The organism is Citrobacter sp. RHB36-C18, from assembly GCF_013814485.1.
GTDB lineage: Bacteria > Pseudomonadota > Gammaproteobacteria > Enterobacterales > Enterobacteriaceae > Citrobacter > Citrobacter braakii.
On the sequence record NZ_CP057125.1, the window covers coordinates 4,601,509 to 4,625,800 of the forward strand.

At 53.7% G+C, this 24,292-nt stretch carries 24 protein-coding genes; 15 read left to right on the top strand and 9 right to left on the bottom strand.

Annotated features, from left to right (window positions below; translation table 11 throughout):
- Positions 1 to 86: 86 nt before the first annotated feature.
- Positions 87 to 299 (bottom strand): 50S ribosomal protein L31, encoded by a 213-nt coding sequence (gene rpmE, locus HVZ52_RS21765; RefSeq protein ID WP_008787040.1) that lies wholly within the window; start codon positions 297 to 299, stop codon positions 87 to 89.
- Between the two features lie 257 nt (positions 300 to 556).
- Here rpmE and priA point away from each other — a divergent pair, with 257 nt between their 5' ends.
- From priA to rraA, 7 genes are all read left to right on the top strand, one after another.
- Complete coding sequence (priA, locus tag HVZ52_RS21770) at positions 557 to 2,755, top strand: primosomal protein N' (RefSeq protein WP_181598687.1); 2,199 nt, start codon at positions 557 to 559, stop codon at positions 2,753 to 2,755.
- A gap of 156 nt (positions 2,756 to 2,911) precedes the next feature.
- Positions 2,912 to 3,937 carry a DNA-binding transcriptional regulator CytR gene (gene cytR, locus HVZ52_RS21775; RefSeq protein WP_016157916.1) on the top strand — a complete coding sequence of 342 codons (1,026 nt, stop codon included), beginning with the start codon at positions 2,912 to 2,914 and terminating at the stop codon, positions 3,935 to 3,937.
- 93 nt (positions 3,938 to 4,030) lie between these two features.
- Positions 4,031 to 5,005 carry a cell division protein FtsN gene (gene ftsN, locus HVZ52_RS21780; protein ID WP_181598688.1) on the top strand — a complete coding sequence of 325 codons (975 nt, stop codon included), beginning with the start codon at positions 4,031 to 4,033 and terminating at the stop codon, positions 5,003 to 5,005.
- A 91-nt stretch (positions 5,006 to 5,096) separates the two neighbouring features.
- The gene (gene hslV, locus HVZ52_RS21785) at positions 5,097 to 5,627 is read left to right on the top strand and encodes an ATP-dependent protease subunit HslV (protein ID WP_003028805.1); all 531 of its coding nucleotides are present in this window, start codon (positions 5,097 to 5,099) and stop codon (positions 5,625 to 5,627) included.
- A 9-nt stretch (positions 5,628 to 5,636) separates the two neighbouring features.
- Positions 5,637 to 6,968, top strand: coding sequence for an HslU--HslV peptidase ATPase subunit (hslU, locus tag HVZ52_RS21790; RefSeq protein ID WP_003028803.1), 1,332 nt, complete (start codon positions 5,637 to 5,639; stop codon positions 6,966 to 6,968).
- Between the two features lie 67 nt (positions 6,969 to 7,035).
- The gene (gene menA, locus HVZ52_RS21795) at positions 7,036 to 7,965 is read left to right on the top strand and encodes a 1,4-dihydroxy-2-naphthoate polyprenyltransferase (RefSeq protein WP_016157915.1); all 930 of its coding nucleotides are present in this window, start codon (positions 7,036 to 7,038) and stop codon (positions 7,963 to 7,965) included.
- Between the two features lie 92 nt (positions 7,966 to 8,057).
- Positions 8,058 to 8,543, top strand: a complete 486-nt coding sequence (rraA, locus tag HVZ52_RS21800; RefSeq protein WP_008787034.1) for a ribonuclease E activity regulator RraA — start codon at positions 8,058 to 8,060, stop codon at positions 8,541 to 8,543.
- 221 nt (positions 8,544 to 8,764) lie between these two features.
- Here the strand turns inward: rraA and zapB are convergent, their stop codons facing one another.
- Positions 8,765 to 9,010 (bottom strand): septal ring assembly protein ZapB, encoded by a 246-nt coding sequence (gene zapB, locus HVZ52_RS21805; protein WP_019077914.1) that lies wholly within the window; start codon positions 9,008 to 9,010, stop codon positions 8,765 to 8,767.
- 428 nt (positions 9,011 to 9,438) lie between these two features.
- On the opposite strand from zapB, the gene HVZ52_RS21810 reads away from it, so the two are divergent.
- From HVZ52_RS21810 to fpr, 4 genes are all read left to right on the top strand, one after another.
- A complete protein-coding gene (locus tag HVZ52_RS21810) occupies positions 9,439 to 10,284 on the top strand; it encodes an MIP/aquaporin family protein (RefSeq protein ID WP_016155255.1) in 846 nt (281 codons plus the stop codon).
- A gap of 22 nt (positions 10,285 to 10,306) precedes the next feature.
- A complete protein-coding gene (gene glpK, locus HVZ52_RS21815) occupies positions 10,307 to 11,815 on the top strand; it encodes a glycerol kinase GlpK (protein ID WP_016155254.1) in 1,509 nt (502 codons plus the stop codon).
- A gap of 135 nt (positions 11,816 to 11,950) precedes the next feature.
- A complete protein-coding gene (glpX, locus tag HVZ52_RS21820; RefSeq protein ID WP_016155253.1) occupies positions 11,951 to 12,961 on the top strand; it encodes a class II fructose-bisphosphatase in 1,011 nt (336 codons plus the stop codon).
- A 95-nt stretch (positions 12,962 to 13,056) separates the two neighbouring features.
- The gene (gene fpr, locus HVZ52_RS21825; protein WP_049040560.1) at positions 13,057 to 13,803 is read left to right on the top strand and encodes a ferredoxin--NADP(+) reductase; all 747 of its coding nucleotides are present in this window, start codon (positions 13,057 to 13,059) and stop codon (positions 13,801 to 13,803) included.
- Positions 13,804 to 13,841: 38 nt separating this feature from the next.
- On the opposite strand, the gene HVZ52_RS21830 is transcribed toward fpr, so the two are convergent.
- Positions 13,842 to 14,273 carry a DUF805 domain-containing protein gene (locus tag HVZ52_RS21830; RefSeq protein ID WP_047357763.1) on the bottom strand — a complete coding sequence of 144 codons (432 nt, stop codon included), beginning with the start codon at positions 14,271 to 14,273 and terminating at the stop codon, positions 13,842 to 13,844.
- Positions 14,274 to 14,373: 100 nt separating this feature from the next.
- Between HVZ52_RS21830 and HVZ52_RS21835 the strand changes: the two genes are divergently transcribed.
- A complete protein-coding gene (locus HVZ52_RS21835; RefSeq protein ID WP_049282363.1) occupies positions 14,374 to 14,970 on the top strand; it encodes a YiiQ family protein in 597 nt (198 codons plus the stop codon).
- 111 nt (positions 14,971 to 15,081) lie between these two features.
- Positions 15,082 to 15,849: a triose-phosphate isomerase gene (tpiA, locus tag HVZ52_RS21840; protein WP_003028783.1), complete on the top strand. Its 768-nt coding sequence runs from the start codon at positions 15,082 to 15,084 to the stop codon at positions 15,847 to 15,849.
- A gap of 82 nt (positions 15,850 to 15,931) precedes the next feature.
- Here the strand turns inward: tpiA and HVZ52_RS21845 are convergent, their stop codons facing one another.
- The 6 genes from HVZ52_RS21845 to cpxP form a co-directional block, all read right to left on the bottom strand.
- Positions 15,932 to 17,236 carry an SLC13 family permease gene (locus HVZ52_RS21845; protein WP_053388908.1) on the bottom strand — a complete coding sequence of 435 codons (1,305 nt, stop codon included), beginning with the start codon at positions 17,234 to 17,236 and terminating at the stop codon, positions 15,932 to 15,934.
- Positions 17,237 to 17,309: 73 nt separating this feature from the next.
- Positions 17,310 to 18,059, bottom strand: a complete 750-nt coding sequence (locus tag HVZ52_RS21850; RefSeq protein WP_019077918.1) for a CDP-diacylglycerol diphosphatase — start codon at positions 18,057 to 18,059, stop codon at positions 17,310 to 17,312.
- A gap of 104 nt (positions 18,060 to 18,163) precedes the next feature.
- Positions 18,164 to 19,153 carry a sulfate/thiosulfate ABC transporter substrate-binding protein Sbp gene (sbp, locus tag HVZ52_RS21855; RefSeq protein WP_181598689.1) on the bottom strand — a complete coding sequence of 330 codons (990 nt, stop codon included), beginning with the start codon at positions 19,151 to 19,153 and terminating at the stop codon, positions 18,164 to 18,166.
- A gap of 206 nt (positions 19,154 to 19,359) precedes the next feature.
- Positions 19,360 to 20,322, bottom strand: coding sequence for a 6-phosphofructokinase (pfkA, locus tag HVZ52_RS21860; protein ID WP_003028778.1), 963 nt, complete (start codon positions 20,320 to 20,322; stop codon positions 19,360 to 19,362).
- Between the two features lie 185 nt (positions 20,323 to 20,507).
- Positions 20,508 to 21,410, bottom strand: coding sequence for a CDF family cation-efflux transporter FieF (fieF, locus tag HVZ52_RS21865; protein WP_016155246.1), 903 nt, complete (start codon positions 21,408 to 21,410; stop codon positions 20,508 to 20,510).
- A gap of 147 nt (positions 21,411 to 21,557) precedes the next feature.
- Positions 21,558 to 22,058, bottom strand: a complete 501-nt coding sequence (gene cpxP / locus HVZ52_RS21870) for a cell-envelope stress modulator CpxP (RefSeq protein WP_016155211.1) — start codon at positions 22,056 to 22,058, stop codon at positions 21,558 to 21,560.
- 150 nt (positions 22,059 to 22,208) lie between these two features.
- On the opposite strand from cpxP, the gene cpxR reads away from it, so the two are divergent.
- Together cpxR and cpxA are read left to right on the top strand one after the other, a co-directional pair.
- On the top strand, positions 22,209 to 22,907 hold the full coding sequence (gene cpxR, locus HVZ52_RS21875; protein ID WP_006686193.1) for an envelope stress response regulator transcription factor CpxR: 699 nt from the start codon (positions 22,209 to 22,211) through the stop codon (positions 22,905 to 22,907).
- Entirely contained in the window at positions 22,904 to 24,277 is a 1,374-nt protein-coding gene (gene cpxA, locus HVZ52_RS21880) for an envelope stress sensor histidine kinase CpxA (protein ID WP_016155210.1), read from the top strand. Before cpxR ends, cpxA begins: the two co-directional genes overlap by 4 nt.
- Positions 24,278 to 24,292 lie beyond the last annotated feature (15 nt).

Genomic DNA, 24,292 nt, shown 5'->3' on the forward strand with positions numbered 1-24,292 from the left:
TCATTCAATACATCAATACGAATTTTAGTCTGCAGGCGCAGATACAAAAAAAGCGCCATAAGGCGCTTTTTTCTGACAGCTGAAACTTACTTGCTGCCTGGGATGCTGAAACGCTTGTTGAAGCGATCAACACGGCCACCGGTAGCAACATCACGCTGCTTGCCAGTATAGAACGGGTGGCACTGACCGCACACGTCCAGGTTCAGATCGTGACCGACGGTAGAGCGGATTTTCATGACGTTACCGCAAGAGCAGTTTGCAGTAATTTCTTCGTATTTCGGGTGAATATCTTTTTTCATGGGAAAACCTCGGTTTAAGGCCGCGTCGCTCTTCCAGCCCTAACGCCAGACACCACGCGATGTTAATTATTCCCCGTCACCTTTCACGCTGCATCAACAGCCTGAAACTCTCGGGTAATGGTCATTGTTTGACGCAATCAATTTGCATCAAAGGCGGCGAATCATACAGAAATTAACCTGCTCATGCAAACTGATCCGCATTCTACCCTTCACTAATGTGTATACTAACCCGCCAGATTTCAAGTCAGGATGATTCAATGCCCGTTGCGCACGTTGCCTTACCCGTTCCGCTACCTCGCACCTTTGACTACCTGCTGCCGGAAGGCATGAGCGCCAAAGCTGGGTGTCGTGTACGCGTGCCCTTTGGCAAGCAACAGGAGCGCGTGGGCATCGTTCTATCCGTCAGCGAGCACAGCGAACTGCCGCTGAGCGAATTGAAAGCCGTTCTCGAAGTGCTGGACAGCGAGCCGGTTTATTCGACCTCCGTCTGGCGTCTGCTGTTGTGGGCGGCTGACTATTATCACCATCCTATCGGCGACGTACTGTTTCATGCCCTGCCGATTCTGCTGCGCCAGGGACGCCCGGCGACAAACGCGCCTATATGGTACTGGTTTGCCACTGAAGAAGGTCAGGTTATTGATCTCAACAGCCTGAAGCGCTCTCCCAAGCAACAGCAGGCGCTGGCTGCGCTACGCCAGGGAAAAATCTGGCGCGACCTGGTGGCTGAACTCGAATTTAATGACGCCGCATTACAAACGCTGCGGAAAAAAGGGCTGTGCGATCTGGCGAGTGAAACGCCAGGCTTTAGCGACTGGCGTACCCACTACGCGGTTTCCGGTGAGCGTCTTCGACTGAACACCGAGCAAGCCACCGCCGTCGGGGCGATTCACAGCGCCGCGGACAGTTTTAGCGCCTGGCTATTAGCGGGCGTGACGGGCTCAGGCAAAACAGAGGTCTATCTAAGCGTACTGGAAAATGTCCTGGCCCAGGGCAAACAGGCGCTGGTGATGGTGCCGGAGATTGGCCTGACGCCGCAAACTATTGCCCGTTTTCGAGAACGCTTCAATGCGCCAGTCGAAGTCCTGCACTCCGGTTTGAACGACAGCGAACGTCTTTCGGCCTGGTTGAAAGCAAAAAATGGCGAAGCGGCGATTGTTATCGGCACGCGCTCGTCACTGTTTACACCGTTTAAAAATCTCGGCGTGATTGTCATCGACGAAGAGCACGACAGCTCTTATAAACAGCAGGAAGGCTGGCGCTATCATGCGCGCGATCTCGCGGTTTATCGCGCCCACAGCGAGCAGATCCCGATTATTCTCGGCTCAGCCACTCCGGCTCTGGAAACGCTGTGCAACGTGCGACAGAAAAAATATCGCATGCTGCGCCTGACGCGCCGTGCCGGAAATGCGCGCCCTGCCACTCAGCACGTGCTGGATCTCAAAGGTCAGCAGGTGCAGGCCGGACTCGCCCCTGCGCTTATCACCCGTATGCGTCAGCACCTGCAGGCGGATAACCAGGTGATTCTGTTTTTGAACCGCCGGGGCTTTGCTCCTGCGCTGCTGTGCCATGACTGCGGCTGGATTGCAGAATGTCCGCGCTGCGATCACTACTACACGCTGCATCAGGCACTGCACCATTTACGCTGCCACCACTGCGACAGCCAGCGCCCAATACCACGTCAGTGCCCTTCCTGCGGCTCAACGCATATGGTTCCGGTTGGACTCGGCACCGAACAGCTTGAGCAGGCTCTGACCCCTTTTTTCCCCGGCGTGCCAATCTCACGCATCGATCGCGACACCACCAGCCGTAAAGGGTCGCTGGAGCAGCATCTGGCGGAAGTACATCGCGGCGGCGCACGAATTCTGATCGGCACGCAAATGCTGGCCAAAGGCCACCACTTCCCGGACGTCACCCTGGTGGCGCTTCTGGACGTTGACGGCGCGCTGTTCTCTGCAGATTTCCGGTCGGCAGAACGCTTCGCCCAGCTTTACACGCAGGTCTCCGGGCGAGCAGGACGCGCCGGGAAACAGGGCGAAGTGGTGCTACAAACGCACCATCCTGAACATCCGCTGCTGCAAACTTTGCTGTACAAAGGTTATGACGCGTTTGCCGAGCAGGCGCTGGCCGAGCGACAAACGCTCCAGCTTCCACCGTGGACCAGCCATGTGATCGTGCGGGCAGAAGATCATAACAACCAGCATGCGCCTATGTTCTTACAACAGTTGCGAAATCTGATCCAAGCCAGTCCGCTTGCCGATGACAAACTGTGGGTGCTCGGCCCAGTTCCCGCCCTGGCCCCCAAGCGCGGCGGTCGCTATCGCTGGCAAATTTTGTTGCAACATCCGTCGCGAATTCGCCTGCAGCATATCGTCAGCGGCACACTGGCGCTGATCAATACGTTACCCGATGCACGTAAGGTTAAATGGGTGCTGGATGTCGATCCCATCGAGGGATAATCCCTCACGATGCGAGGCGGATCGTAAAATTAAAGATCCATCACACTTTTTATGAAAATTCTGTAACCGCTTCCATTAACTATCTGATAAAAATGTTTCAGATGAAGGCTATTCAAGGACGAGTCTGTGCCAGCAGCTCTCTGGCGAGGAGAAAGAGTGAAACCGAATAAGCAGGTTGCCGCCGCTACGATGAAAGATGTTGCTCTGAAGGCGAAAGTCTCAACGGCAACCGTATCCCGCGCATTAATGAACCCGGACAAAGTCTCGCAGTCAACCCGTAACAAGGTTGAACAGGCTGCGCTGGAAGTGGGATATTTACCCCAATCAATGGGACGCAACGTTAAGCGTAATGAATCACGTACCATTCTGGTGATTGTGCCGGATATCTGCGATCCGTTTTTTAGTGAAGTGATTCGCGGCATAGAAGTGACCGCCGCTGAGCAGGGATATCTGGTGCTTATCGGCGACTGCGCCCACCAGAATCAGCAGGAAAAGACCTTCCTCAACCTCATTATCACCAAGCAGATCGATGGCATGGTGCTGCTCAGTTCGCGCCTGCCGTTTGATGCCAGCGTGGAAGAGCAGCGCAACTTGCCGCCGATGGTCATGTCCAACGAGTTCGCGCCAGAGCTGGAACTCCCCACCGTGCACATTGATAATCTCACCGCCGCCTTCAACGCGATGAACTATCTGCTGGAACTGGGGCATAAACGCATTGGCTGTATCGCCGGACCAGAGGATATGCCGCTGTGCCATTACCGTCTGCAAGGTTACGTTCAGGCATTGCGCCGCAGTGGAATTACGGTCGATCCGCATTTCATCGCGCGTGGTGACTTTACCTATGAAGCGGGAGCCAATGCGCTTAAGCAACTCCTTGAGCTTCCACAGCCACCTACTGCGGTCTTTTGCCACAGCGATGTCATGGCGCTGGGGGCACTCTCTTACGCCAAACGTCAGGGTCTGAAGGTACCTGACGATTTATCCATCATTGGCTTTGATAATATTTCGCTCACGGAATTTTGTGATCCACCCCTGACAACCGTCGCACAGCCGCGTTTCGATATCGGACGTGAAGCTATGCTGTTACTGCTCGATCAACTACAAGGTCAGAACGTCAGCAGTGGCTCACGTTTACTGGACTGCGAGCTTATTATTCGGGGCACTACCCGGGCACTGACGTAAAGTAAAGTGCTTTCGGACTCCCCTGTCTGGTCAAAGGCCCGCCGCTTAAGTAACATGGCGGGCTGACGAACGAATAAATACAGCGAAACGATAGTGGCACAACGAGATTATGTACGTCGCGGCCAACCGGCACCTTCGCGGCGCAAGAAGAGCACATCACGGAAAAAACAACGCAATACGCCTGCGGTATCGCCCGCTATGGTTGCTATTGCTGCAGCCGTACTCGTGACCTTTATCGGTGGTCTGTACTTCATTACGCATCACAAGAAAGAAGAGTCCGAAACGCTGCAAAACCAGAAAGTCACCGGTAATGGCATCCCACCAAAACCGGAAGAGCGCTGGCGATACATCAAAGAGCTGGAAAGCCGTCAGCCTGGCGTACGTGCGCCTACCGAACCGTCTGCAGGCGGCGAGGTACTGAACGCCGATCAGCTTACCAATGAGCAGCGCCAGTTGTTGGCGCAAATGCAGGCCGATATGCGCCAACAGCCAACGCAGCTCAACGAAGTACCGTGGAACGAACAAACTGCTGAACAACGCCAGCAAACGCTGCAGCGTCAGCGTCAGGTGCAACAGCAGCAGTGGAATAACACCCAACAGCAGGCTCAACAGCCGCGCCAACGGGTAACGGAACAGCCGAACCAGCAGCAGCAAACGCGTACTGCGCAAGCCGCACCGGTACAGCAGCCGAAGGCGCAGCCAAAACCGGCGGCCCAACAGCCGTATCAGGATCTACTGCAAACACCTGCGCATACCACCGCCGCTCAGCCGAAAACGCAGCCGGCCGCGCCGATAGCGAATGAAACGCAGCCGCCAAAACAGACGGCGGAGAAAAAAGATGAACGCCGCTGGATGGTACAGTGCGGCTCATTTAAAGGCGCTGAGCAGGCAGAAACCGTGCGCGCGCAGTTGGCTTTTGAAGGCTTCAACTCACGTATTACCACCAATAACGGCTGGAATCGCGTGGTCATTGGTCCGGTCAAAGGCAAAGAGAATGCCGACAACACCATCAGCCGCCTGAAAGTTGCTGGTCACACAAACTGCATTCGACTCGCCACTGGGGGTTGAAACCCCCAAAATCCCCCCCATCTATACTTGCATTACGCCCCGCATACTGCGCGGGGCCTGTGTTTTGCATTTGTAACCAAGGGGTCTGCTCGTGACAACAATAGTAAGCGTACGCCGTAACGGCCATGTGGTAATCGCCGGTGATGGTCAGGCCACACTGGGTAACACCGTAATGAAAGGCAACGTGAAGAAAGTCCGCCGTCTGTACAACGACAAAGTCATCGCGGGCTTTGCGGGCGGTACTGCGGATGCATTCACGCTGTTTGAACTGTTTGAACGCAAGCTGGAAATGCACCAGGGTCACCTGGTGAAAGCTGCCGTTGAACTGGCAAAAGACTGGCGTACCGACCGTATGCTGCGCAAACTCGAAGCGCTGCTGGCCGTTGCGGATGAAACTGCATCACTCATCATCACCGGTAACGGCGACGTCATCCAGCCAGAAAACGATCTGATTGCCATCGGCTCCGGCGGTCCCTACGCCCAAGCTGCTGCACGCGCTCTGCTGGAAAACACCGAGCTTGGCGCACGCGAGATTGCTGAGAAAGCGTTGGATATTGCAGGGGATATCTGCATTTATACCAACCACTTCCATACCATCGAAGAATTGAACTCCAAAGCGTAAGGATCCCCCATGTCTGAAATGACCCCACGCGAAATTGTCAGCGAACTGAACAAACACATCATCGGCCAGGACAACGCTAAGCGTTCCGTGGCGATTGCCCTGCGTAACCGCTGGCGCCGCATGCAGCTCAACGAAGAGCTGCGCCATGAAGTTACGCCGAAAAACATTCTGATGATTGGCCCAACCGGCGTCGGTAAAACCGAAATCGCCCGTCGTCTGGCAAAACTGGCCAACGCGCCGTTCATCAAAGTTGAAGCAACGAAATTCACCGAAGTCGGCTATGTTGGTAAAGAAGTTGACTCTATCATCCGCGATCTGACCGATGCTGCCATCAAAATGGTCCGCGTTCAGGCCATCGAGAAAAACCGCTTCCGTGCCGAAGAGATGGCGGAAGAGCGCATTCTCGACGTGCTGATCCCACCGGCTAAAAATAACTGGGGACAGTCAGAGCAGCCGCAGGAACCTTCTGCAGCGCGTCAGGCGTTCCGTAAAAAACTGCGTGAAGGCCAGCTGGATGATAAAGAGATCGAAATCGATCTCGCGGCCGCACCGATGGGCGTTGAAATCATGGCGCCTCCGGGAATGGAAGAGATGACCAGCCAGCTACAGTCCATGTTCCAGAACCTGGGCGGTCAGAAACAAAAACCGCGTAAGCTGAAAATCAAAGACGCGATGAAGCTGCTGATTGAAGAAGAAGCGGCCAAACTGGTGAATCCGGAAGAGCTGAAACAGGAAGCTATCGACGCCGTTGAGCAACACGGAATCGTGTTTATCGACGAAATCGACAAAATCTGTAAGCGCGGCGAATCCTCCGGCCCGGACGTGTCCCGTGAAGGCGTACAGCGCGACCTGCTGCCGCTGGTTGAAGGCTGCACGGTCTCCACTAAACACGGTATGGTGAAAACAGACCACATTCTGTTTATCGCCTCTGGCGCATTCCAGGTAGCGAAACCGTCTGACCTGATCCCGGAACTGCAGGGGCGTCTGCCGATTCGTGTCGAGCTGCAGGCGCTGACCACCAGCGATTTTGAGCGTATCCTTACCGAACCGAATGCCTCCATCACCGTCCAGTACAAAGCGCTGATGGCGACCGAAGGTGTGGACATCAACTTCACCGAATCGGGCATTAAACGCATTGCCGAAGCGGCCTGGCAGGTCAATGAAACCACCGAAAACATCGGTGCACGTCGTCTGCATACCGTTCTCGAGCGTCTGATGGAAGATATTTCCTATGATGCGAGCGATTTAAACGGCCAAAGCATCACAATTGATGCCGAATATGTGAGCAAACATCTGGATGCGCTGGTCGCAGATGAAGATCTGAGCCGTTTTATCCTATAATCGCGTTCAATGCATTTTCATCACTGTTGATGGGGCTGATAAAGCCCCATTTTTATTGGCGCTAAATATGACTGAACAACAAAAAATTAGCCGCTCACAAGCCTGGCTGGAAAGTTTACGACCTAAGACCTTGCCGCTCGCCTTCGCGGCGATCATCGTCGGTACGGCATTAGCATGGTGGCAAGGATACTTCGATCCGCTGGTTGCTCTGTTGGCATTGATTACAGCAGGACTGCTGCAAATTCTGTCCAACCTCGCTAACGACTATGGCGATGCCGTCAAAGGCAGCGACAAGCCCGACCGCATTGGACCGCTGCGCGGTATGCAAAAAGGGGTTATCACCCAACAGCAGATGAAGCGTGCGCTGATCGTCACCGTGGTGTTGATCTGTCTGTCGGGTCTGGCCCTGGTTGCTGTGGCCTGTCACACGCTGGCGGATTTTGTCGGTTTCCTGGTACTTGGGGGCCTGTCGATTATCGCGGCGATCACCTACACCGTGGGTAATCGCCCTTACGGATATATCGGTCTGGGCGATATTTCCGTGCTGGTATTCTTTGGCTGGCTTAGCGTGATGGGAAGCTGGTATCTGCAGGCGCATACGCTGATTCCGGCGCTGATTCTGCCTGCCACCGCCTGTGGCCTGCTGGCAACTGCCGTGCTCAACGTTAACAACCTGCGCGATATCAACAGCGACAGAGAGAACGGCAAGAACACGCTGGTAGTACGTTTAGGTGCCGTCAATGCCCGCCGCTACCATGCCTGCCTGCTGATGGGGACGCTGGTTTGTCTGGCGCTGTTTAACCTGTTTTCGCTACAAAGTCTGTGGGGATGGCTGTTTATCCTTGCCGCTCCGCTGCTTTTCAAACAGGCGCGTTACGTGATGCGCGAAATGGATCCTGCGGCAATGCGTCCGATGCTGGAACGCACCGTAAAAGCGGCGCTATTAACTAACTTGCTGTTTGTCGTTGGAATTTTCTTAAGTCAGTGGTCTCTTTAACTGACAAATATCAATTAACAATTGATGATTTTGCCAACAGTACACATAGCGCGATATACTGAAAATTCTCGCAGCAACTGAACGTTAAGCCTATGAAATACGATACATCCGAGCTTTGTGACATCTATCAGGAAGATGTCAACGTCGTGGAACCGCTGTTCTCTAACTTTGGAGGACGGTCGTCGTTTGGCGGACAAATCATCACGGTAAAATGTTTCGAGGACAACGGGTTGCTGTACGATCTGCTCGAACAAAATGGCCGTGGTCGCATTCTGCTGGTCGATGGCGGCGGTTCTGTCCGTCGTGCGCTGGTCGATGCCGAACTGGCACGACTGGCCGTACAGAATGAATGGGAAGGTCTGGTCATCTACGGCTCAGTCCGCCAGGTAGACGATCTGGAAGAACTGGATATCGGCATTCAGGCGATTGCCGCAATTCCGGTAGGTGCTTCAGGAGAGGGGATTGGGGAAAGCGATGTGCGCGTCAACTTTGGCGGCGTGACATTCTTCTCGGGCGACCACCTGTACGCCGACAACACCGGGATAATCCTCTCCGAAGACCCGCTCGATATCGAGTAAGTGAAAAAGGCACCGCAAGGTGCCTTTTTTATGCGTTGTCACTGATTGCCAGTTGGCGGCTTACGCCTTATCCGGCCTACAGGCACTCGCAGTCTACATCCTCTATAGATTTCGCGTCAGGGCAAGGCGGCAAGTAAGTGAATCCCCAGGAGCATAGGCCACTATGTGACTGGGGTGAATGTACGCAGCCAACGCCGCCATAACGTGAAATATGACGAGGATTAGACTTCTTCCATACGCCCCAACAGGGCATGCAGACGATCCTGCCAGCCATTCTGCTGTTCTTTCAGGTTGTTGTTCTCACGCTCCAGCTCTTCACGCTGCTGCTGTGCAGACTGAACTTCCTGCGACAGTGAGTTGTTCTTTTCTTTCAGCTCTTCGATTTCCATCTGCAACAGCGTGATGGTATCAATCGCCTGCTGTACTTTTGCTTCCAGTTTCTCAAACACTTCTAATGACATCGTCATACCTCTCCTGAATTGCAAGGCGTTGATGGATAAAAATCCTCGTCCCGATAACCGGCGACGCCTTAATAAAAACGAGCGCACTCTACTTAACACCGATTGTATGAAGCCGCGTCATCCCTGTCCAGCGGCATCCCGCGCAGATTGCGGTTTGCAACACTTTTCATCTTTCTCCTGGTGACATTACTATCATAACTCTTAAGTGTTAACGAATTGATCATTGAAATGATTCAGCTCACACTATTTTTGTATAACAAATACCGCGAAATGGCGCGATAACGCTCATTTTGTTGATGGAGTACACACATTTCAATTTCGATATTTCTCGTTTTTGAGCGTTAACGATAAATTAACAGTGTGCCTACCGGCTCCGGGGATGTCAGTGACCTTCTCGCATACAATAAACATTAAACTCTCTTCAGGATCCGATTATGAGTCAAACATCAACCTTAAAAGGCCAGTGCATTGCTGAATTCCTCGGTACCGGGTTGTTGATTTTCTTCGGTGTGGGATGTGTCGCTGCACTCAAAGTTGCTGGGGCTACTTTTGGTCAGTGGGAAATCAGTATCATCTGGGGTCTGGGGGTAGCGATGGCTATCTATCTGACTGCAGGCGTTTCTGGTGCACACCTGAATCCAGCGGTAACCATCGCACTCTGGCTGTTCGCCTGTTTTGATAAACGCAAAGTTGCTCCTTTTATTATTTCGCAAATTGCCGGCGCCTTTTGCGCAGCGGCACTGGTTTACGGGCTTTATTACAATCTTTTCATCGATTTCGAACAAACTAACCATATCGTGCGCGGCAGTACCGAGAGCCTGGGTCTGGCAGGTACTTTCTCGACCTATCCGAACCCGCATATCAATTTTGTGCAGGCCTTCGCGGTTGAAATGGTCATTACCGCTATTCTAATGGGGCTGATTCTGGCTCTGACCGACGATGGTAACGGTGTACCTCGTGGTCCGCTGGCACCACTGCTGATCGGCTTGTTGATCGCCGTTATTGGTGCTTCCATGGGTCCGCTGACAGGTTTTGCGATGAACCCGGCACGTGACTTCGGACCGAAACTCTTCGCCTGGATGGCCGGATGGGGTGAGATTGCCTTCACGGGTGGTCGTGATATCCCTTACTTCCTGGTCCCGGTGTTTGGCCCGATTACCGGCGCGATTTTAGGCGCATGGGCATATCGCAAACTGATTGGTCGCCATTTACCGTGCGATGTCTGCGCGATTGAAGAGAAAGACGTTGCGACCAACACTCAACAAAAAGCTTCGCAGTAATGTGACTACGGGACAAATAATCATGACTGAAAAAAAATATATCGTTGCGCTCGACCAGGGCACCACCAGCTCCCGCGCGGTCGTAATGGACCACGATGCGAATATCGTTAGCGTTTCACAGCGCGAATTCGAGCAAATCTACCCGAAAGCAGGTTGGGTAGAACATGACCCAATGGAAATTTGGGCGACCCAAAGCTCCACGCTGGTAGAAGTTCTGGCGAAAGCCGATATCAGTTCCGATGAAATTGCAGCGATCGGTATTACCAACCAGCGTGAAACCACCATCGTCTGGGAGCGTGAGACCGGTAAACCTATCTATAACGCAATTGTGTGGCAGTGTCGTCGTACCGCGGATATCTGCGAAAAGCTCAAGCGCGACGGAATGGAAGAGTACATCCGTAATAACACGGGTCTGGTAATTGACCCGTACTTTTCCGGCACTAAAGTGAAGTGGATCCTCGACCACGTGGAAGGCTCACGTGAGCGCGCTCGTCGCGGCGAACTGCTGTTCGGTACGGTAGACACCTGGCTTATCTGGAAAATGACGCAGGGACGCGTACACGTAACGGATTACACCAACGCCTCTCGTACCATGCTGTTCAACATCCACTCCCTGGACTGGGATGACACGATGCTGGATGCGCTGGATATTCCGCGTGCAATGCTGCCAGAAGTGCGTCGTTCTTCTGAAGTGTACGGCCAGACCAACATCGGTGGTAAAGGCGGCATTCGTATTCCTATCTCCGGTATTGCCGGTGACCAGCAGGCCGCTCTGTTTGGCCAGCTGTGCGTGAAGGAAGGGATGGCGAAAAACACTTACGGTACCGGCTGCTTCATGCTGATGAACACTGGCGAGAAAGCCGTTAAGTCCGAAAATGGACTACTGACCACCATCGCCTGTGGACCGACCGGGGAAGTGAACTACGCGCTGGAAGGTGCGGTATTTATGGCTGGCGCATCCATCCAGTGGCTGCGCGATGAAATGAAACTCATCAGCGATGCATTCGACTCTGAATATTTCGCCACCAAAGTGAAAGACACCAACGGCGTATACGTCGTTCCGGCATTCACAGGCCTTGGCGCACCGTACTGGGACCCGTATGCACGCGGAGCCATCTTCGGCCTGACCCGTGGCGTAAACTCCAACCACATCATCCGCGCAACGCTTGAGTCTATCGCTTACCAGACCCGTGACGTACTGGAAGCGATGCAGGCTGATTCCGGTATTCGCCTGCACGCCCTGCGCGTCGATGGCGGTGCGGTCGCCAACAACTTCCTGATGCAGTTCCAGTCCGATATTCTCGGCACGCGCGTTGAGCGCCCGGAAGTCCGCGAAGTCACCGCATTGGGTGCGGCGTACCTTGCCGGTCTGGCAGTAGGTTTCTGGCAGAATCTGGATGAACTGCAGGAGAAAGCGGTCATCGAGCGTGAATTCCGCCCGGGCATCGAAACCACCGAGCGTAATTTCCGTTACAGCGGCTGGAAAAAAGCGGTCAAACGCGCCATGGCGTGGGAAGATCACGACGAGTAATTCGTCATTGCCGGATAGCGACGTTACCTTGTCCGGCAATATCTTCGTGCGGGGGCAACCCCGCACACACATCAATAATCTAGTCCCCTCCCCTGTGCTACACTTCGCGCCATTCCTTTCAGCTACGAGTTTGCAATGAGACGAGAACTTGCCATTGAATTTTCACGCGTGACCGAAGCGGCCGCGCTGGCTGGCTATAAATGGCTGGGCCGCGGCGATAAAAATACCGCTGATGGCGCGGCGGTGAACGCCATGCGTATTATGCTCAACCAGGTCAACATCGACGGCACCATCGTGATTGGCGAGGGTGAGATTGATGAAGCGCCGATGCTGTTTATCGGCGAGAAAGTCGGAACCGGCCACGGTGATGCGGTCGACATCGCCGTCGATCCTATCGAAGGCACGCGTATGACGGCAATGGGCCAGGCGAATGCGCTGGCGGTGCTGGCTGTAGGCGATAAAGGCTGTTTCCTGAACGCGCCAGACATGTACATGGAAAAGCTGATTGTCGGTCCTGGCGCAAAAGGGTCCATCGACCTGAATCTGTCGCTGGAAACCAACCTGCGAAACATTGCAGCCGCGCTGAACAAACCACTGAGTGACCTGACCGTCACCATCCTGGCAAAACCACGCCATGACGAGGTTATTGCAGAGATGGCGAAACTGGGCGTGCGCGTCTTCGCCATTCCTGACGGCGACGTTGCGGCCTCGATTCTGACCTGTATGCCTGACAGCGAAGTTGACGTGCTGTACGGTATTGGCGGCGCACCGGAAGGCGTGGTTTCCGCGGCCGTCATCCGCGCGCTGGACGGCGACATGCAGGGCCGCCTGCTGGCGCGCCATGACGTCAAAGGCGACAGCGAAGAGAACCGTCGTATTGGCGAACAGGAACTGGCCCGCTGCACCGCGATGGGCATTGAAGCGGGCAAAGCGCTGCGTCTGGATGAAATGGCGCGCAGCGACAACGTCATTTTCTCCGCTACCGGCATCACCAAAGGCGATCTGCTGGAAGGGATCAGCCGTAAAGGCAATATCGCAACCACCGAAACGCTGTTGATCCGCGGCAAATCACGCACGATCCGCCGCATTCAGTCGATTCACTACCTCGATCGCAAAGATCCCGATGTGCAGGCGCACATCCTGTAATTGATTTGATCAATAGAGCCTTCCAGCCCATCCGGGCTGGAAATCTTTCGTCCAACGAACGAAGATAAGGCAATCAAAGCAGACAGGAGAAAACCATGGCAGATTGGGTAACAGGCAAAGTCACAAAGGTGCAGAACTGGACCGATGCCCTGTTTAGTTTGACCGTGCGAGCTCCGGTTCTTCCTTTCACTGCAGGTCAGTTCACCAAGCTTGGCCTTGAGATCGACGGTGAGCGCGTCCAGCGCGCCTATTCCTACGTGAATGCGCCCGATAACCCCGACTTAGAATTTTATCTGGTGACGGTTCCCGACGGCAAACTCAGCCCTCAACTGGCGGCGCTAAAGCCTGGCGATGAAGTTCAGGTGGTGAGTGAGGCCGCTGGTTTCTTCGTGCTGGATGAAGTCCCTGATTGCGAAACGCTATGGATGCTGGCAACCGGCACGGCTATCGGCCCGTATTTGTCGATTCTTCAATTAGGCAAAGACCTGGATCGCTTTAAAAATCTGGTGCTGGTCCACGCCGCACGCTATGCCGCCGATTTGAGCTACCTGCCATTGATGCAGGCGCTGGAAAAGCGCTACGAAGGTAAATTACGCATCCAGACGGTTGTTAGCCGTGAGACAGCCGTAGATTCGCTGACCGGGCGTGTACCGGCGCTGATTGAAAGCGGTGAACTGGAAAAGGCGGTAGGGCTGCCAATGGATAAAGAAACCAGCCATGTGATGCTGTGCGGAAATCCACAAATGGTACGCGACACGCAGCAACTGCTGAAAGAGACCCGGCAGATGACCAAACACCTGCGCCGTCGACCGGGCCATATGACTGCTGAGCACTACTGGTGAGGGTTGCCGGGAGGCGCTTGCGCTTCTCCGGTCGACAACTACTGGCGCTCGGCTTTGTACTTTACGTCCTGCGTATCCTTACCATATTTATTTTCGTCCTGGGTGCCAATGAACGCGCCCAGATCGATGAGCATGCCGACCAGAATGAGCGTCGGAACAAAGCGACCAACCGCCCATTGCCAGACGCCGGGTAACATCGTCCAATTTCCGGCCAGCAGCATCCACGCCAAAATCATCAGCAGCGCCCACACTCCAGAACGTCCCCGATCGTGCAGGCGTTTTACCGTCACTGCCGCCGTCGGCCATAGCAGACAAACCAGACAAAATGCCGCAGTCTGAATATCGAGTAATTGCTTGCTCGCCAGCGAGAACAAAACCAGCATTCCGACGATCCACAGACCTATCCAAATCCAGAAATCACGGCGCCCGATGCGCCCTTTAAATGAGAATAACCACTGCTGTATGGTCATGTAAGTTCCTTTATTATTACCTTCCAGAACAGTTTACCCTTTTGACAAGCCCGACAGTTACCGTTTTAATCGTGAGCAGTCATAACGAAAGGTACGATTGATGAAGCAAGGATTTACACTGTTTTTATTATTGTTTTCAGCCTTCACCGCGAGCGTTGCGGCACGGGCGGAAGAGCCATCGACGGCAACCACGGCCCCCTATTTACTGGCGGGTGCGCCGACCTTTGACCTGTCGATTAGCCAGTTTCGCGAAAACTTTAATACGCAGAATCCGAAGCTTATCCTGAATGAGTTCCGCGCCATCGACAGCAGCCGCGATCGGGCAAACCTCACCCGCGCGGCCAGTAAAATCAATGAAAACCTGTATGCGTCCTCCGCCCTTGAGCGCGGCACGCTAAAAATCAAAAGTATGCAGATAACCTGGTTGCCGATTCAGGGACCAGAACAAAAGGCGGCCAAAGCGAAAGCGCTGGAATACATGACCGCCGTCATTCGTACCGTCGCCCCGCTACTGACGAAAGAGCAGAGCCAGAAAAAGCTGCAAAAACTGCTCGCTGCCGGCAAAGGTAAACACTATTACGCCGAAACAGAAGGCGCAATTCGCTATGTTGTGGCAGATAACGGTGAAAAAGGGCTGACCTTCGCTGTTGAACCGATTAAGCTGGCACTATCAGATAGTCTTGAGAAGGCGAATTGATGACAAAAAGCAAAGCCTTTCCGCAGACGAATCTCTATACTGTTTCACAGACCATGCTGCCCTGACGGGCGGCCATATTCCTTAATTCGCTGACAAGCGTGGAGAAATGAAATGCGACATCCTTTAGTGATGGGTAACTGGAAACTGAACGGCAGCCGCCACATGGTAAACGAACTGGTTGCTAATCTGCGTAAAGAACTGGCTGGCGTTGCTGGCTGTGCAGTAGCAATCGCTCCGCCGGAAATGTATATCGACCTGGCGAAACACGCCGCTGCCGGTAGCCACATTATCCTGGGCGCGCAGAACGTTGACCTGAACCTGTCTGGCGCATTTACCGGTGAAACAAGCGCTGAAATGCTGAAAGATATCGGCGCGCAGTACATCATTATCGGTCACTCTGAGCGTCGTACTTACCACAAAGAGTCTGACGAGCTGATCGCTAAAAAATTCGCCGTGCTGAAAGAACAAGGTCTGACTCCGGTTCTGTGCATCGGTGAAACCGAAGCAGAAAACGAAGCGGGCAAAACTGAAGAAGTCTGTGCACGTCAGATCGACGCCGTTCTGAAAACTCAGGGCGCGGCAGCATTCGAAGGCGTCGTTATCGCTTACGAACCAGTATGGGCTATCGGTACCGGTAAATCTGCAACTCCTGCTCAAGCTCAGGCTGTTCACAAATTCATTCGTGACCACATTGCTAAAGCTGACGCGAAAATCGCTGAACAAGTTATCATCCAGTACGGCGGTTCCGTAAACGCAGCTAATGCAGCAGAACTGTTCGCTCAGCCGGATATCGATGGCGCGCTGGTTGGCGGTGCTTCTCTGAAAGCAGATGCCTTCGCGGTCATCGTTAAAGCAGCAGAAGCGGCTAAACAGGCGTAATGCTGTTGAGGCGGGTAGCGCTTCGCTGACCCGCCCTCCAAGACTGTAGGCCCGGTAAGCGTTAGCGCTACCGGGCTTTTTTTTACAACTTACCCAACACGCTAAACCACAGATAATCCAGCGGCAGAAGAACCAGATATGTTGCCGTCGCCAGCGCGATACACAGCAGCATCCCCGCCCTCGCAGGCACTTTCCCAAGCGCCATCGCCACCACAATCGGCGAAGCCTGATACGGCAGTAGCGGTGTGGAATACCCCAATACCTGAATCATAATTACCGACAGCAGCGGGAACCCAGTCGCATCGGCAAAACTTTGCGCCAGAGTGGTATACAGCGCCGGAACGCCGTTCGCCGTCATAATAAAATTGAGTGCGGTGGTAATGCCGGTCAGCGCGAGAAAGCTGGTAAATGGTTTTTCCTCATCCAGCGGCATCACCTGTAACAGCGCCTCGCCCACTGCATTGCCAATGCCGGTCTGGGTAACGGTAATTGCCAACCCCAGAATCCCCGCCACGTAAATGCAGGTCCTGATATTTACCCCGGAGGAAAACTCGTCGCCATTGATAAAGCCAACCCGTGGTAGCAGCGTGATAACCGCTGCCGCCAACCCGGTCCACGCAGGCCCTATACCGTGCCAGCTTTCACTTACCCACAGCAGCAGCACCACTGCTAGCATCCAGGCCAGGCGTTTTTCATCCCGGCTCATTGGTTCCGCTGGCGTGAGATCGCGCGGTGCGTGGGGCTTGCCAGGGAACAGCCAGCAGATAAGCATGATGAGCACCGCGCCTTTAAGCCAGCCCAGAACCGGCGTATGCAGCAGCAAATAGGGAAGATAATTGAGGTGGATGCCGTAAGAGCCTTCCGCCGCGCCGCTCATTACCAGATTGGGCACGTTAGCGGGTAAAATGGTCGCGGAAAGCTGGAACGTCCCAAACCCGACGGCCAGCGCCAGACCATACCAGGCGCGCGTACCCTCGTTAATTCCGGCACGCTTCGCCATTGCGGCAACAATCGGCATCAGCAGCGCAATACGCCCCATATTGGACGGCATCACAAACGCCAGCGCGTAACTGAGCAGCACCACGCTCGCCACCATTAACGGCCAGGAATCGGTCAATCGCGATGACAGCGCTCTCGCCGCCCTGTCCGCCAGCCCCGTTTTGCGAATCGCGATACCCAGCACAAAACCACTAAAGACCAGCCAGAATGCCGAAGACGCAAATCCGCCAAAGATCACATCCGCAGGTGCGATTTTGGCAACCATTGCCACGGCAAAGAACAGCAGCGCCGTTATAAACTCCGGCAGTAGCGACGTCGCCCAGAGCAGGATAGTAATGCCAACCACCAGAGAGGGGATAAACAGAGGGTGTGTAAGCCAGAGCGACATGCCTGTCTCCTGTTGTTTTTTTCAACAAGAATACGGGGACAGACATGCGGAGTAAATGCCAGATTAGGTGGGGTTAACGCAGAATATCACATTGATGATCCTGAATTTCCTCAGCGGAGGCGAGATTGAGCGACAACAGATTGCGCTGGGTCGCCAGCAGGACAAAGGACTCATCGCTCTGACGCACCATCGCCAGCGCATAGCTGCCCATGTGCTCACGCGCATCCGGCACCTCTTCTGCCAGCATCATAAACGGGCTGCGTTGCGCCAATTCATTTTCCGTGACGCGACGCGCCAGATATTCATGACCGCGTAGCCCACCCGGTAATGGCAGCCAACGGGTGCTGATTTTCGCCAGATTGTCATCCAGCTGTTTTCTGACATCGGTTCGCAGGCAGGAAATATGAATATGCAGATGATTTTGCGTACGCCCGCTACGCGAGTTAATGGTCAGCGATACCGCTTTGTCAGGGATTTCCTGACCGTATTTTTGGCTCATAAAGCTGCGCGCCTGCCAGGCCAGCCAGAAAAAGTTCGGCGTCCCTGATTTCAGCAGCAACGGGCTTTCCGTTCCGTTGATGCGCCAGGTCGGCATCAACAGGTATTGCAGTGGGCCGTTACGATCTTTGAACACCACATATCCGGCATCCGGCTTCACTTCGGCGCACGGCGTGGGATCCTGCTGCTGCAACTGGTGCGGCAGGCATTGCTGAAGAACAATCTGGCGTAATGCGTCCGGGTTACCGGTGAATTTCCAGTACCCGATACCTGCAGCAGCGGCGACTACAATCACCGCCAGTAAAAGATAGCCTGCTTTTTTCATTACGCGTTCCCTGTATCTCATTGAAGGGCAAGAGTAACGCAAAACCATGACAAATAAAAAACCCGGTCGCGTTATGCCACCGGGTCGGTAAATCACAGACTTATTTAGCGCTTGCTGATCTGGTCAAACGTACCACCGTTAGAGAAGTGCTCTTTCTGTGCTTTCGTCCAGCCGCCAAACTCTTCGTCGATGGTGAACAGTTTCAGCTTCGGAAATGCATTTTCGTATTTCTTCGCAACGTCTGCATCACGCGGACGATAGTAGTTTTTCGCTGCAATTTCCTGACCTTCCGGAGAGTAGAGATATTTCAGGTAGGCTTCCGCCACCGTTTTGGTGTCTTTCTTTTCCACGACTTTGTCGACCACGGAAACGGTCGGTTCCGCGAGGATAGATTCACTCGGCGTCACTATCTCGAATTTGTCTTTGCCCAGCTCGTTTGTCGCCAGCAGGGCTTCGTTTTCCCAGGCGATCAGCACATCACCGATACCGCGTTCAACGAAGGTATTGGTTGAGCCACGCGCCCCAGAGTCCAGCACTTCAACATTCTTATACAGGGCCTTCACGAAGTCTTGTGCCTTGGCCTGATCGTTGTTGTTGTGGTGCAAGGCGTAGCCCCATGCCGCCAGATAGTTCCAGCGTGCGCCGCCTGAGCTTTTCGGGTTTGGTGTAATGACCGACACGCCTGGTTTGATCAGATCGTTCCAGTCATGAATTTGCTTGGGGTTGCCTTTGCGGACCAGGAAAACGATGGTGGAGGTGTATGGCGCGGAGTTATCCGGCAGACGCTTAATCCAGTTTTTATCGATACGACCACGTTCAGCAATGGCATCCACATCGTAAGCCAGCGCCAGCGTCACGACATCGGCTTCAATGCCGTTAATGACGGAGGTCGCTTGTTTACCCGAACCGCCGTGCGACTGGCGGATCACGACGTTGTCGCCCGTTTTCTGCTTCCAGTGCGCGCTAAAGGCCTTATTGTACTGCTCGTACAGTTCACGCGTTGGATCGTACGATACGTTAAGTAACTGAATATCCTTTGCCAGAACGCTGGTCGATGCCAGCAATAATGTTAACCCTACGCCCCATTTGTTCATCGCCCAGCTCTCTTATGTGGTGTTGTGATGAGCAAAGCGTGCCAGAAAGGTATCCAAACATTAAAGAATAAAAAAAGATTTGCTATAACTTGGGGGAATAAATGCGGGGAATTGTGCCGAATGGTGGTTAGCGGCTCATCAGGCCTACAAGTCTTTACAACCTGTAGGCCTGATGCGCTTAGCGCCATCAGGCGCGGAAAAAACAATCAGTACAGTTTTTTCGCGCAGTCCAGCCAGTCACCTTTGAACGGACGCTTCATGTTTTCAATCGCGTCGATGATGTCGTGGTGAACCAGTTGCTCGTTCTGAATACCTACACAGCGACCGCCGTGACCTGCCAACAGCAGTTCAATGGCATATGCGCCCATACGGGACGCCAGGATACGGTCGTAAGGCACCGGAGAACCACCACGCTGGATGTGACCCAGTACGGTTGAGCGCGTTTCACGACCCGTTTCTTTCTCGATGTAATGCGCCAGTTCGTCAACGTCACACATGTGCTCAGTGATCGCCACAATCGCGTGTTTTTTACCTTTCGCGATGCCTGCTTTGATTTCAGCAACCAGATCGTCACGGCTGAATTCCACTTCCGGAACCACCACGAACTCACAGCCGCCAGCAATGGCAGCCGCCAGAGTCAGATCGCCACAGTAGCGGCCCATCACTTCAACGATGGAAATACGCTGGTGAGAAGAAGAGGTATCACGCAGACGGTCAATCGCTTCGACTACGGTACCCAGAGCGGTGAAATAACCGATGGTGTAGTCGGTGCCTTTAATATCGTTGTCGATAGTGCCTGGCAGACCGATGCATGGGAAGCCCATTTCAGTCAGGCGTTTTGCCCCCATGTATGAACCGTCACCACCGATAACAACCAGTGCGTCAATGCCACGCTTTTTCAGGTTTTCGATAGCCACGGCACGCACGTTTTCGTCGCGGAATTCCGGGAAGCGGGCAGAACCGAGGAATGTACCGCCACGGTTGATCATGTCGGACACGCTGTAGCGGTCAAGTTGAACCATACGGTCTTCATACAAACCCAGGTAGCCATCATGGATCCCCATGACTTCCAGCCCTTCCGTCAACGCTGCACGTACAACACCACGGATTGCTGCGTTCATGCCCGGCGCATCACCGCCGCTTGTCAACACACCGATTTTCTTAATCATGACTACCTCTGAACTTTGGAATGCAAAATGAAATCTGCTGCCGGAAGTCGATTCCGCATATCGAAACGATCCAACGAATATGCAGATAGTATAACAATCACTTCCTGCTGAATTGATTCAGGTCAGGCCAAATGGTGGTAATTTATACACAAAATGCTGGCCCGGTTCACTTTTTTTACAACGAATTATAAAAGCTCAAACATCTTGCCTTCCTTGGGTACGACCGAACAGGGATCCTGATGAATGATGACATCCGATCCCGGGAAACGCCGTAAAATTGCCTGCTCTACCTGTTCAGCCACTAAATGCGCCTGAACGAGCGGCAGATTATCTTCCATTTCCAAATGAATCTGAATAAAGCGGGTCGGCCCTGACTGCCGCGTGCGAAGATCGTGAGCGCCGCTGACTCCAGGCCATGACGTCACAATATCAATAATTTCCTGACGTTCTTCATCGGGTAAAGCGCGATCCAGCAAAGACTGTACCGCCTCATAACCCATGCGTAATGCACTATATAAAATATAGATGCCAATCCCGAGCGCAAACAAGGCATCTGCGCGATGCCAGCCGTACCATGCCAGCCCAAGCGCCACGAGAATCGCACCGTTCATCATAACATCAGACTGATAATGAAGCATATCCGCCCTAACGGCCTGACTTTGCGTGCGCTTCACCACCCAGCGCTGAAACGAGACCAGAATGATTGTACACACTAACGCAATGATGGTGACAACCACCCCGACGCCAGGATCTTTCATTGGCGTGGGTTGGATGAGATGCTGAATCCCGGTCAGGAATAAAAACAGCGCCGAACCGGAAATAAACATGCTTTGCGCCAGCGCCGCCAGCGATTCCGCTTTTCCGTGTCCGAACGTATGTTCATCATCGGCCGGTTGCAAAGAATAGCGCACCACCAACAGGTTGGTTAACGACGCGGCGATGTCCACCAAAGAATCCACCAGCGCTGCCAGAATACTGACCGATCCGGTGTACCACCACGCAAAAATTTTGATCAAAAGTAACAGCGATGCCATCACGGTCGCCGCGATTGCCGCCCGGCTAACCAGCCGCCCATAGGTTTGATTCATAAACACTCCTGCCAGGATATGCCGCTAGTATAACGGATGAAGTAAAACAGTCAGGCAATAACCGAGTGACAAATTTTGGGCAAAAAAAACCCCCACATCATGTGGGGGAAGACAGGGATGGTGTCTATGGCAAGGAAAACAGGGTTACTACTGGGAACGTGAGTTGCTACTACTCAATAAATTCAACGATGAGCTTTTTTTCCAGTGCGCTACGTCGCGCAGTTGCTCCATTCGTTGTTCATGTCTCTCATTTAAAACCGCTTGCTGCTCGGGCGTTAACAGGCGATACATCTGGTTGCGAACCTTGGCTATTTCAACCTGGCGGGCAACCTGTTCTTGCGCCATTCTTTCTGCCTGAGCGCGCACAGCGCGTTCATCAAATTTCTCTGCGGTGACAAGGCGATGCATTGTCTCCATTTCGCTAACATTAACAGGAGGCTGTTCGTGTCTTGCCTGCTGCATTAAATCTCGCATCTGTTGACGTTGATGTTCGGTTAAACTGATACCGTCGAACATGTGGCTCTGAACGCTGCGTTGCGCGGAGCCTTCACCCAGGTGCCAGTGATCGCCTGTGACGACTTCAGCTGCATGGCTTAAAGTACTCAGTGCCAGCGTTGAGGCCATGACGGCAGCGGTAACTTTGCCCATCACTTGCTCCCAAAATCTTTTCTGTCGCGATTCAACGAGAGACAGTTTACGATTCGGGCTGCAAACATGCGTCAGGGGGTGTAAAACAACGTAAAGTCATAGATTAGCGACGCCTGATGACGTAATTTCTGCCTCGGAGGTACGTAAACAATGAATAAAATCCTGTTAGTTGATGATGACCGAGAGCTGACTTCCCTGTTAAAGGAGTTGCTCGAAATGGAAGGTTTCGATGTGCTGGTTGCCTATGATGGGGAACAGGCGCTTGAGCTTCTGGATGACAGCATCGATTTACTTTTGCTCGACGTCATGATGCCGAAGAAAAATGGCATTGATACGCTGAAAGCACTTCGTCAGACACACCAGACACCCGTAATCATGCTGACCGCTCGCGGCAGCGAATTGGATCGCGTACTTGGCCTTGAGCTGGGCGCGGACGACTATTTACCCAAACCGTTTAACGACCGTGAACTGGTCGCGCGCATCCGCGCTATTTTGCGTCGCTCACACTGGAGCGAACAGCAGCAGAACAGCGACAACGGTTCGCCGACTCTGGAAGTGGATGCGTTAAGCCTTAATCCGGGTCGCCAGGAAGCCAGCTTTGACGGGCAAACCCTGGAGTTAACCGGCACCGAATTCACCCTGCTCTATTTGCTGGCACAGCATCTCGGTCAGGTGGTTTCGCGTGAACACCTGAGCCAGGAAGTGCTGGGCAAACGCCTGACGCCTTTTGATCGCGCTATCGACATGCATATCTCGAACCTGCGTCGTAAGCTGCCAGAACGTAAAGACGGACACCCGTGGTTTAAAACCCTGCGCGGTCGTGGCTACCTGATGGTCTCCGCTTCATGATAGGGAGCTTAACCGCACGCATCTTTGCCATCTTCTGGTTGACGCTGGCACTGGTGTTGATGTTGGTACTGATGTTACCCAAGCTTGATTCACGCCAGATGACCGAGCTACTGGACAGCGAGCAGCGCCAGGGGTTGATGATTGAGCAACACGTTGAAGCTGAACTGGCGAACGATCCACCCAACGATTTGATGTGGTGGCGTCGCTTGTTTCGGGCGATAGACAAGTGGGCGCCGCCAGGACAGCGGTTATTGCTTGTTACGACGGAAGGACGCGTGATCGGCGCAGAACGCAACGAAATGCAGATCATTCGTAACTTTATTGGTCAGGCCGATAACGCCGACCATCCGCAAAAGAAAAAATACGGTCGCGTTGAGATGGTCGGGCCTTTCTCCGTCAGAGACGGCGAAGATAACTACCAGCTGTATCTCATTCGACCTGCCAGCAGCTCACAATCTGACTTTATCAATCTGCTGTTCGACCGACCGCTGTTGTTGCTGATTGTCACCATGTTAGTCAGCTCTCCGCTATTGCTCTGGCTTGCCTGGAGTCTGGCGAAACCGGCGCGTAAGTTGAAAAACGCGGCGGATGAGGTGGCCCAGGGCAACCTGCGCCAGCATCCGGAACTGGAAGCCGGTCCGCAGGAATTTCTGGCGGCAGGCGCCAGCTTTAACCAGATGGTGACGGCGCTGGAGCGAATGATGACCTCGCAGCAACGCCTGCTGTCGGACATCTCTCACGAGTTGAGAACGCCGTTGACGCGTCTGCAGTTGGGCACCGCGCTGCTGCGCCGTCGTAGCGGTGAAAGCAAAGAGCTGGAGCGTATTGAAACAGAAGCTCATCGACTGGACAGCATGATCAACGACCTGCTGGTGATGTCACGCAATCAGCAGAAAAACGCGCTGGTCAGTGAAACGGTGAAAGCCAATCAGCTGTGGGGCGAAGTGCTGGATAACGCCGCCTTTGAAGCCGAGCAGATGGGTAAATCACTCACGGTGAATTTCCCGCCGGGTCCGTGGCCACTGTACGGCAACCCAAATGCGCTGGAAAGCGCGCTGGAAAACATTGTGCGCAATGCCCTGCGTTATTCACACACGCAGATTGAAGTTGGCTTCGCGGTTGATATCGATGGGATTACCATCACCGTCGACGACGATGGCCCGGGCGTTAGCCCTGAAGACCGAGAACAGATTTTCCGTCCGTTCTATCGTACCGATGAGGCGCGCGATCGCGAGTCTGGCGGAACAGGTCTGGGTCTGGCGATTGTTGAAACCGCAATCCAACAGCATCGTGGCTGGGTGAAGGCCGAAGACAGCCCGCTGGGTGGTTTGCGGCTGGTAATTTGGTTGCCGCTGTATAAACGCGCTTAACAGGCTTCCCCGGTA